Origin of the sequence: Pseudomonas sp. RW10S2, from assembly GCF_014268985.1 — a bacterium.
Classification (GTDB): domain Bacteria; phylum Pseudomonadota; class Gammaproteobacteria; order Pseudomonadales; family Pseudomonadaceae; genus Aquipseudomonas; species Aquipseudomonas wayambapalatensis.
Window position 1 is genome coordinate 1 of the sequence record NZ_JABWRO010000157.1, and the last position, 10,744, is coordinate 10,744.

General features: G+C 67.6%; 4 protein-coding genes. 1 reads left to right on the forward strand and 3 read right to left on the reverse strand.

Annotation, left to right across the window (positions count from 1 at the left end; genetic code table 11):
* Positions 1-87: 87 nt before the first annotated feature.
* Positions 88-990 (forward strand): LysR substrate-binding domain-containing protein, encoded by a 903-nt coding sequence (locus HU729_RS23555; RefSeq protein ID WP_186711700.1) that lies wholly within the window; start codon positions 88-90, stop codon positions 988-990.
* 51 nt (positions 991-1,041) lie between these two features.
* Here the strand turns inward: HU729_RS23555 and HU729_RS23560 are convergent, their stop codons facing one another.
* From HU729_RS23560 to HU729_RS23570, 3 genes are all read right to left on the reverse strand, one after another.
* The gene (locus HU729_RS23560) at positions 1,042-4,020 is read right to left on the reverse strand and encodes an autotransporter outer membrane beta-barrel domain-containing protein (protein ID WP_186711701.1); all 2,979 of its coding nucleotides are present in this window, start codon (positions 4,018-4,020) and stop codon (positions 1,042-1,044) included.
* A gap of 45 nt (positions 4,021-4,065) precedes the next feature.
* A complete protein-coding gene (locus HU729_RS23565; RefSeq protein WP_186711702.1) occupies positions 4,066-5,052 on the reverse strand; it encodes an alpha/beta hydrolase in 987 nt (328 codons plus the stop codon).
* A gap of 60 nt (positions 5,053-5,112) precedes the next feature.
* The coding region (locus HU729_RS23570; protein ID WP_186711703.1) for a non-ribosomal peptide synthetase at positions 5,113-10,744 on the reverse strand (5,632 nt) is incomplete at its 5' end.

Here is a 10,744-nt window from a genome sequence, read left to right on the forward strand (position 1 = left end):
AGCCCGCTCCCACAGGGAGATTGGGCTGGCGTTTAGATTTTGAACAAGACAGTTGCTCCTGCAGGGATCAGGTCGAGGCGCACCACCATGCAAACCAAATGGATCGATGACCTGCTGGCCATCGCCGAAACCAAGAGCTTCTCCCGCGCGGCCGAGATCCGCTGCATCACCCAGTCCGCGCTGTCGCGGCGCATCCGCTCGCTGGAGGAATGGGTCGGCGTCGAGCTGGTCGACCGCAGCACCTATCCGGTGCAACTGACCGCCGCCGGCAAGACCTTCTGCGACGAAGGCCGAGACGCGCTGTCGATCTTCCATGACCTGCGCTCGGCGCTGCGCCGAGGCGAGCGCATGCCCGGGCGCTCGATCCAGGTGGTGGCCGGGCACACCCTGTCGATGACCTTCCTGCCCACCTGGTTCGCCGGTTTCCAGCGCCGCTACGGCTACTTCAATGCGCGGGTGCTGGCCGCCAACGTGCAGGAGGCGGTCATCGCCCTGGCCGAAGGCAGCTGCGACCTGATGATCGGCTACAGCCACCCGCGTGCACCGATCATCCTCGACCCTGACAAGTTCGTCGGCCTGCGCCTGGGCAGCGATGCCTTCTTCCCGGTGTCGGCGCCCGACGCCGAAGGCCACCCGCTGTTCGCCCTGCCGGGGGCGGCGGACAAACCCATCCCCTATCTCGCCTACACCACCACCTCGTTTCTCGGGCGGGTGGTGGATGTGTTGCTGCAGGGCAACGCGCAGCCTCACCTCAAGCGCTTCTACGAAGCCGACATGGCCATGCACCTGATGCGCATGGCCCGCGAAGGTTATGGCATCGCCTGGCTGCCGGAGTCGGCGGTCGAGGAGGAACTGGCCAGCGGTCGGCTGGTGCGCGCAGGCGGGGATGAGTGGAGCGCGGAACTGGAAATCTGGTCGTTCCGCTCGATCGGCAACAGCAACCCGACCATGCTCGAGCTGTGGAAGTCGCTGGAACGCGACCTGCGCTGAAACGCTGCCGGGGCCCTTGCGGCCCCGGCTTCAGGTATATCGATGGGTCGATCAGAACTTCAACTGCCACTGCCCCATCACGGCATGGTTGCGTGCATTGCTGCCCAGCTCGCCGTTGTAGCCCAGGCCCACACTCTGCCGCGCACTGAGCCCCAGCTCCAGCCCGGCCTCGACCACCAGGCTGTCACGGTCCAGCGCGCTGCCCTGGACGCTGAACGCATCGCCGCCGGCAAGGAAGGCCTGGCGCGTGCGAGTGTCGAGATTGCCGTAGGTGTGGCGCCAGCCCAGGCTGGCGCGGGGCGTCAGGCTCATGCCGTTGTCCAGTTGCCCCAGGTGCGCGATGCGCACGCCGAAGGTGCTGGTGACGTTGTCCTGCGTGTCGGCATCCACCGCCAACGCAGCATCGCCGCCCTTCTCGCGGTAGCTGTCGCGGTGGTAGCGCTGGTAGCCCAGGTTGGCGAAGGGCTCGGCACTCAGGCGCCCGCTGCCCAGGGCATAGCCCAGCTCGGCGAAGGCTTGCTGGCTGTCGGCATCGTAGTTGCCCTTCAGGCGCTCATCGAAGCCATCGAAGGCCACGCTGCGCTTGCTGTCGCCGTCGTGGCTGCTGTACGCCGCGCCCAGACGCAGGGCCAGCGGGCCGCTCTGGCGTTGGGCGTAGAGGCCGGCATGCCAACTGCGCACCTTGCCGTCCAGGCCGCTGGCGTCCAGGCGGGTGCGCGAGTATCCGCCCAGCACGCCCAGGCGCCAGTCGCTGCCCACCGCCCAGTCCAGGCCCATCACCGCGCCTCCCGTACGCTGCTCCAGGCTGCTGGCGCCGTGGCTGCCATCGACCTTGCCATAGCTGCCCAGTGCCTGGCCCCACACACGCCCCTGGGCGTTGGGGTCGTTGAGGTTGCGCACGCCCTGGGGCAGGCCGGTGGCGGCGAGCACCGGGGTGTCCTGCTGATCCAGGCCCACCAGCAGCCCGGCATTGCTGCCCATCGACTGCAAGGCACCCAGCATGGTGCTGCCCACCTGGGCGCTACCGGCCAGGGTGGCGGCGGCGAGGTTGGCGGTGTTGCTGCCCGACAGCTGCTCGATGGCATTGCCGGCGCTGGCGTTCGAAGTATTGAGCAACGCACTGTACAGCGCACCGCCGCTGCCCAGGCTGGCCAGGCTGCGCGCCGCAGCGCCACCGTTGGCGCTGCGGGCGAACTGGTCGAAGGCGACATCGTTGCGGCTGTAGGTCAGGCCCACCGACTGGCTGGTATAGCTCAGTTTCGGGGTGAGGAAGGCGTAGTCGCTGGTGACCTGGCCAAAGGTGCCGTTGATCGCACCGGCGTTGAGCACGGTGTACTGGCTCTGCCAGGGGTACTGGCCCGGGGTCGGCTGGATGCGCAGGGTGGCACCGCCCAGATTGGCGGTACCGGTGACGTTGATCGGCGCGCTGCTGCCGTCGGCGTTGACGCCATAGACCAGGCTGGCGCCCGAATCGAACTTCAGGTCGCCCTTGACCGTGGCCACGCCCAGCCCGGTGTTGGTCAGCATCGTGCCCCTGACGTCGAGGCCTCCGACCACACCACCGCCCGCGTAGGTCGCCCCCTGGTCCACACGTACGCTGCCGAGCACGCTGCCCTGGTTGACCAGCGCCGCGCCCTGGGTGATCTCGCCACCCTGGCTGAAATCGTTGACGCTGCTCAGCGTCCAGGTGCCGCCGGAGACCAGCAGCTTCTCGAAGTTGGCGCTGTTGCCAAACTGGCCGCTGCCCTCGAGCTGCAGCGTATCGACGCCATCGCCCGCATCCACCAGGCCATTGAACACCCCACCAGTGCGCACGATCAGCCGATCGTCGCCGCCGCCCATGCTCAATGCCAGGCCGTTGCCACCGCTGATGGTGCCGCTGTTGATCACGGTGTCGTCGAAGTTGCCGACCAGCTTGATACCGAAACCGCGCTCACCACGAATGGTGCCGGCGTTGTCGATGGTAGTCGCGCCGACACCCGAACCTTCGGCACCATCGTCCACCAGGATGCCGTTGTCGACGCTGCGGATCAGGCCGGTGCTGGTGTTGGTGACCGTACCGCCGCCCATGGCGATGCCTTCGCTGCCGTTGGGCCGCCCGCCGCTGTCCACGCCCTTGGCGCCCAAGCCCTGGATGGTGCCGGCGTTGTAGACGTGGCCGATGAAGTCGATATCGACGCCGTCGCCATCGCCATTGATCTTGCCGTCGGCGATGGCACCGGTGATGGTGCCCCAGTTGTACACGCTGCCGGTGCCGTCGGAGCCGAAGCCCGAGCCGTTGCGCCCGGTAACGCTGGCACCGGCATAGTTGTAGAGGGTGGCGTCGGTCTTGAGGTCCACGCCGTGACGGTCGGCACTGATGCTGCCGTAGTTGTACACAGTGACACCGGTCGATGTACCGATCTTGATGCCGTCGTATTTCTGGTCCAGACCCTTGGCATCCTGGGGCGCGGTGTCGGTGTAGATACGCCCGTAGTTGGTGATGGTGGCGTTGGAGCCGGTCTTGATCGCGTCGTTGCCCACGGCGTGGATCACTCCGCCCACCTCGTTCACCAGGGTGGTTCTGAAGCTTGGGTTGTTGAAGGCCTCCAGATCGATGGCCTGGCCATCGGTAATGGATTCGATGGTCCCGGCGTTGCTGATCTTGAGGCTGCCACCCGCGGTGGGGTTGGTCTGGAAACGGATACCGTCGTTGGTCCCCTGGATCAGCGCCCCGGCGCGGTTGGTGATGACGAAGAAGCTCTGGTCGGTGCCGCCATCCTTGGTGTCGATACCGCGGGCCACGGTGGAGCGAATGATACCGGCGTTATCGACGCTGACCGTGGTGCCGCTGGTCTGCTTGGGCAGGATCACCCCGTCGTCGGCACCCGAGACGATGCTGCCGGTCGGCGTCACCTTGAGCGTGTCGCCCTTCTTGAGTTCCAGCGTGCTGGTACTGGCATTGCCAACCTGGTAATCGGTGGCGTTGGCGGCCAGGGCAGCACTGGCCAGGGCGACACACAGGGCCAGACGGTGCGGCGTGAAATGCATGTTGGGGCGACCATTGTGATTGTTGATGGCCGGCCAATATGGCTATCAGATATTACCGTTTGATTGACAACCCGCGCCGACCGCCTTCAACCAGCGCCCCACCTCGGCGTAGATTCCCTCCACGGCCTCGACCATCCCCTGCATCCGCAGAAAATCGTGGGTCAACCCCTGCTCCACCCGCCACTGCAGCGGCACGCCGGCCTTTTCCAGGGCATGTGCCCAGGCCACCCCTTCATCCAGCAGCGGGTCATGCCCGGCCAGCGCCATCCAGGTAGGCGCCAGGCCCTCGAGCGAGGTCAGGTGTAACGGCGACACCCGCCAATCGAGGCGCTGCGATGGGTCACGCACGTAATGCTGGTAGAACCACTCCAGGGTTTCGCTTTCGAGCAGGTAACCCTCGGCATATTGCACATGGGACGGCCGCTGGCGGCTGATATCGGTGACCGGGTAGAACAGCAACTGCGCCAGCGGGCGCAACACCGCCCCCTCCTGCTGCTGCGCGGCCGTGGCGGCGACGAGAATGGCCAGGCTGGCTCCCGCGCTGTCGCCACTGACCACCACCCGGCGGGCATCAAGGCGCTGCGCCTCGCCGTGTTCCACCAGCCAGCGGGCACTGGCCAGGGCATCGTCCGCAGCCGCCGGGAAGGGTGCTTCCGGTGCCAGACGGTAGGCTGGCGCCAGTACCGCAAAGTCGCTGCACATGGCCAGGCGACGACACACCGCATCGTGGGAGTCCAGGCTGCCGACCACATAGCCGCCACCGTGAAAATACAACAGCACCGGCTGCAGACCGTCCACCGGCGACTGCCGGCGATACAAGCGTGCCGACAGCGGTTGGCCCTCGCCATCCACCATCTGCAGTTGCTCGACCTGCAGGTCGCCAGGCGGGCTTGGGTCGAGCACCTGGGAGCTGCGTTCGAATTCGGCGCGGGCCTGCTCGACGCTCATCTGGTGCATGGGTTGGCTGCTGCCGGTCAGTCGGCCCAGCTCGACCAGTTCGAGAAAACCGGCCAGGTCAGGATGCAAAGACATTGGGAAATTCCTCGGAAGACGCGATACGGGCGCCCGCCAGTGCGGCGAGCGCCCGAGGTTTCAATGGCTGAACGTCGGTGCCAGGCTGTCGCGGATATCCGCCAGTACGCTGGGGTGCTGCAGCAATTCGAAGTGCCCTGCCGCCAACACTGCACTGGCCTGGCAATGCCCCAGCGCCGCCTCGAAACTGGCGCGCTCACGGCTGCCGACGCCTTCGCCCCACCAGCAGCGCGCCTCGGCCGCCACGGCAGGCAGGCTGTGCAAGGCCTCGCCCAAGGCTTTCAGGCGCATGGCCACGACGAAGGTGTGCGCCAGGTCCTGCGCCTCGATCCGGGCGTAGACGTCCGAGGTGCTGCCCTGTTGGCGCAGTTGCCCGATCTGCACCGCCAGGGCATCGGCGTCCAGTTGCGTCAGCGTTGCAGGGTCGAGCGCCGCTGCGGGCGCATCGCCCAGGGTGACCGCCACGAAACCGTGGAAGTCGTCACGCCAGTCGCCGCCCGGTGCAGCCAGCCCCGGCAGGTAACTGTCCACCAACCCCAGCAGGCTGACCTCGCGGCCGAGGCGGATCAACTCGGCGGCCACCAGCACCGCCAGCGGCCCACCCAGCGACCAGCCCAGCAGCCGCAGCGGCCCTTCAGGCTGCCTGCGCAGCACGACCTGGGCATAGTCGCCGGCCATTGCCGCCAGCGAGCTGTCCTGCCACTCGCGGTCCAGCAGCATGCGGCATTGCAGGCCGTAGACCGTGCACTGCCCGTCCAGGTAGCGGGCCAGCGGCTCGTAGTCGAACACCGTGCCGAAGCCGGCATGCAGGCAGAACAGCGGCGAGGTGCCGTCGACGATACGGTTGAGCGCCAACAACGGATCCGGCGCCTGCGGCTTGCGTTCGCTGCCGCACAGTTGGGCGATGGTCGGTTTGCCCATGATGTCGCGCAGTTTCAGGCTCAGGCCCAGCTCAGGTGCCGCGCGGACCTTGCCCAGCACCTTGAGTACGCGCAGCGAGTCGCCGCCCAGTTCGAAGAAGTTGTCGGTGATCCCGACCTGGTCGAGCTCCAGCACCTCCTGCCAGATACGCACCAGCGCCAGTTCCTGCGGGGTACTGGCCGGCACGTGCTCGCGCGCCTTGAACTGCGGATCAGGCAGGGCCTTGCGGTCGAGCTTGCCATTGGCGCTCAGCGGCAGCGCCGCCAGCAGGATGATCTGCCCCGGGACCATGTAGTCCGGCAGCTCATCGGCCAGGTGCGCACGCAGGCTTTCGGCGAGGTTGTCACCCGCCTCGGCCACCACGTAGGCGACCAGTTGCTTGCTGCCATTGACCTCCCGCGCGACCACCACGGCATCGCGCACCTCGGCGCGGCCACGCAGGCGCGCCTCGATCTCGCCCAGCTCGATACGGAAACCACGCACCTTGACCTGATTGTCGAGCCGACCGAGGTAGTCGAACACGCCATCGGGGCGACGGCGCACCAGGTCGCCAGTGCGGTACAGACGCCCGCCCGCCTGCGCGAACGGGTCACAGACGAAACGCTCGGCCGTCACGTCCGGACGTTGATGGTAACCCCGCGCCAGGCCCTCACCGCCGATGTAGAGTTCACCGGCAACCCCGTCCGGTACGGGATTGAGTGCAGCGTCCAGCACATACAGGGTGCGCTCGCCGACCCGAGTGCCAATCGGTGCATACACCGCCTCGCACGGCTGGCTGGCCGCGACGCGCCAGAGCAACGGCGTGACCACGGTTTCGGTCGGGCCGTAGCCATTGGTCAGCGCCTGCGGGCGCAGGTTGCGACGCACCAGGTCGTAGTTGGCCTGGGCCACCGCATCGCCACCGAAGCAGTAGATGCGCACCGCCGGCGGCTCGCGGCCTTCGGCGTATTCAGCCAGTTGCTGCAGGTAGGCCGGGGGGAAGCAGGCGATGTCGATGCGCTCGGCATGCAGCGCTTGCCAGGTCTGCTCGGGCGTCCACAGTTCGCCTGGGCGGATCACCAGGCAGCCGCCATTGCTCAGGGTGGACAGCCAGCGCTCCTGGGCGCCGTCGAAGGCGAACGACATGAACAGCAGCTCGCGGGTGCGCACGTCCATCTCGTAGCGCTCGGCGATCGCCGCGCAGTGCATGGCCAGCGGGCCGTGGGTCACCGCCACGCCCTTGGGCTTGCCGGTCGAACCCGAGGTGTAGATCAGGTAGGCCAGGTTGTCCGGCGACACTGCCGCGGCGCCACGGATAAGGCCCGGCGCGTCGAGGTCAAGGCTGTCGAGAGGCAGCCAGTTCACCCCGTCGCGCTGCGGCAGGCGCGCCTGCACGCTGTGCTCGGTGAGGATCAACGAGGCGTTGCTGTCTTGCAGGATCCAGTCCAGGCGCTCGCGGGGGTAATCGATGTCCAGCGGCACATAGGCGCCACCGGCCTTCATCACGGCGTAGAACGCCACCACCATGTCCACCGAGCGCTGCAGGGCCACGCCCACCCGCACTTCCGGGCCGACACCCTGCGCCACCAGCAGCTCGGCCAGGCGGCTGGCCCGCTGTTCGAGTTGCGCGTAGGTCAACTGGCGACCGGCACACACCAGCGCAACCTGGGTCGGGCGCTCACGGCTGTGGCGGGCGATCTGCTCGCCCAGCAGCGCCGTCGGCGCCTGCCCGCCCAGGCGGTTGGCCTCGAGCAACTGGCGCTGCCCGGCCTGATCGAGCAGGCCGAGGTTGCCAAGCCGAGCCTGCGGCTGGTCGAGCATCCCCTGCAGCAAGGTCTCGAAGCTGGCGAGGATCTGCGCAACGCTGGCCGGCGTGAAACGCCCGACCAGATAGAGGAACTCGATCTTCAGGGTCGTGCCCAGGTGCACCGCCAGGTCCATGGCGTAGTTGGTCACGTCACGGGTGCTCACCTGGCCGAACTGCAACTGCTGGTCCTGGGCCTGGGCCAGACGCTCGTCCACCGGGTAGTTCTCGAACACGATGATGCTGTCGAACAGGCCACCGGCGCCCTGCCCGGCCCAGCGCTGGATATCGGCCAGCGCCGTGTGCTCATGGTCGCGCACCTCCAGGTTCCAGGCCTGCAGGGCCTGCAGCCATTGGTCCAGCGGCTGCTGATCGGACAGGGTCTGGATGATCGGCAAGGTGTTGATGAACAGGCCGAGCATCTCGCCCGAACCTGCCAACTCCGCCGGGCGCCCGGCCACCGTGGCGCCGAAGCAGACGGTCTGCTGCCCGGTATGGCGCTGCAACAGCAGCAGCCAGGCCGCCTGCACCAACGTGTTGGGGGTCACCCGCAATTGCTGGGCGACCTCACGCAGGCGTTGGGTGCGTGCGCCATCCCAGTCCAGGTACAGCGCCGCATGGCCTTCAGCCTGTGCATCGGCCGGCAACGGCAGGCTGGCGCTGAGGCTGGTCGGCCCCTCCAGCCCTGCCAGGCGCTCGCGCCAGAAGGCTTCCTGGCGCGCCGCCGGCTGCTCGCGCAACCAACCGATATAGTCGCGGAAATGCCCGCGTTTGGTGGGCAGCGGATGCCCGGCATAGCACTCGAAGACCTCGCCCATCAGGCGCGAATTGGACCAGCCGTCCATGAGGATATGGTGGCTGGTCCAGATCAGTTGGGTGGTGTCGTCATCCAGGCGCACCACGCTCAGGCGTGCCAGCGGCGCCTCGAGCAGCTCGAAGCCGCGCGCGCAATCCTCATCGGCCAGCGCCTGCAGGGCGCCAGGTTCGACGGTGCGCTCGCGCCAGTCCAGGCAGCGCACCGGCAGGCTGCCCTGGCGGTAGACCACCTGCAGCGGCTCGGCCAGGTGGCTGGCGGTCCAGAAACCGGTGCGCAGGATCTCGTGGCGCGCCACCACCTGCGCCCAGGCGGCGATGAACGCCTCGGCGTCCAGGCCCTTGACCTCGATGCTGGTCTGGTTGATGTACAGGTTGGCTGCCGATTCCTGGGTGTGGAACAGCATGCCCAGCTGGGTCGGTGACAGCGGGTAGATGTCCTCGACCTGCTCCAGTAGGCCGGGGAAGCGGTCAAGCTGGGCCTGGTCGAGCCCGCACAGCGGGAAGTCCGAAGGCGTCGCGCCGCGCACCGGCAGTTCCACGCAGTGGCGCACCAGCGCGCCGAGCTGCTCGATGTAGCGCTCGGCCAGGGCCTGAATCTCGTCGGGGGCGAACTGCGCACGGCTGAAGATCCAGTTCAGGCTCAGCTCGCCGCCATACAGCTGGCCATTGACCGTCAGCCAGTTGCCCAGCGGTGCATCCTCGCCCTGTTCCGCACCCGCAGACTCGTTGGCCGGGGTGAACAGCGCACCGTCGTCCACGGCGAAACTGCCGTCGAACTGGCCCAGGTAGTTGAAGGTCACCCGCGGCTGCGGCAACGCCGCGAGCAGCGCTCGCACCTGCGGCTGGCCGTAGTAACGCAGGGCACCGAAGCCGACGCCGCGATGCGGAATGGCGCGCAGTTGCTCCTTGACCTGCTTGATCGAAGCCCCCAGCTCGGCAGCCGGCGTCAGGCACACGCTGAACATCGAACTGAACCACCCGACGGTACGGGTCAGGTCGATGTCGTCGAACAGGGCTTCGCGTCCGTGCCCTTCCAGTTGCACCAGGGCGTGCTCGTCACCGGTCCAGGCCACCAGGGTACGCGCCAGGGCCGTCATCAACAGGTCGTTGATCTGGGTGCGATAGGCCGCCGGGGCCTGCTGCAGCAATTGCCGGGTCAGGGCCGCATCCAGGCGCACTTGCACCGTGGCGGCGTCGCGATTGAGCAGAGGTTGCGTCGGCGCGGCTACAGGCCAGTGCACCTGCACCTCGCGCAGACGCTCCCAGTACGCAAGCTCCGCCTGGCCCTGCTCGCTGTGCGCATAGCTTTCCAGGCGCTCGGCCCAGGCCTTGACCGAACTGGTGCGTGGCCCGAGGTCCGGAGCCTGGCCAGCAAGGCTCTGCTGATAGGCGCTCTGCAGGTCGTCGAACAACACCCGCCACGACACGCCATCGACCACCAGGTGGTGAATCACCAGCAACAGGCGCTGGCTGTCGTCGGCAAGAGTGACCAGCACGGCGCGGACCAGCGGGCCATCGGCCAGGTCGAGGCTTCGCTGCACCCGTTCACCCAGGGCTTGCAGGGCGTCGGGCTGCACCCCCTCGACCCGTTCCAGCAACGTACCGATCGTGCTCACCTCACGGAACTGTGTCTGCCACTGCCCGTCCACCTGGGTGAAACCCAGGCGCAGCGCATCATGCTGCACCAGCAGCGCCTGCAAGGCGCGCTCCAGGGCATCGGCGTCCAGCGCCCGGGTCGGTTGCAGCAACACCGATTGGTTCCAGTGCGCGCGCTGCGCCAGCGGCAGCTCGAAGAACGCCTGCTGGATCGGCAGCAGCCCCGCCCGGCCGGTCACCGGCCCCTGCTCGGCCTCCTGACCTGAGGCCTCGATGCGCACCGCACCGGCCAGGCCCTGGATGGTCTGGTGGCGGAACAGGTCCTTGGGCGTGAAGCGGATACCGGCCTGCCGCGCGCGGCTGACCACCTGGATGGAGATGATCGAGTCGCCACCCAGTTCGAAGAAGTTGTCGTTGACGCCAATCTGCTCCAGCTTGAGCACGTCCTGCCAGATTCCGGCGAGGGTCTTTTCCACGGCGCTCTGCGCCGCGACATAGGGCTGTTTCGACTGGCCGACCGCAGGGTGCGGCAGCGCACGCCGTTCGAGCTTGCCGTTGGGGCTCAGTGGCAACTGC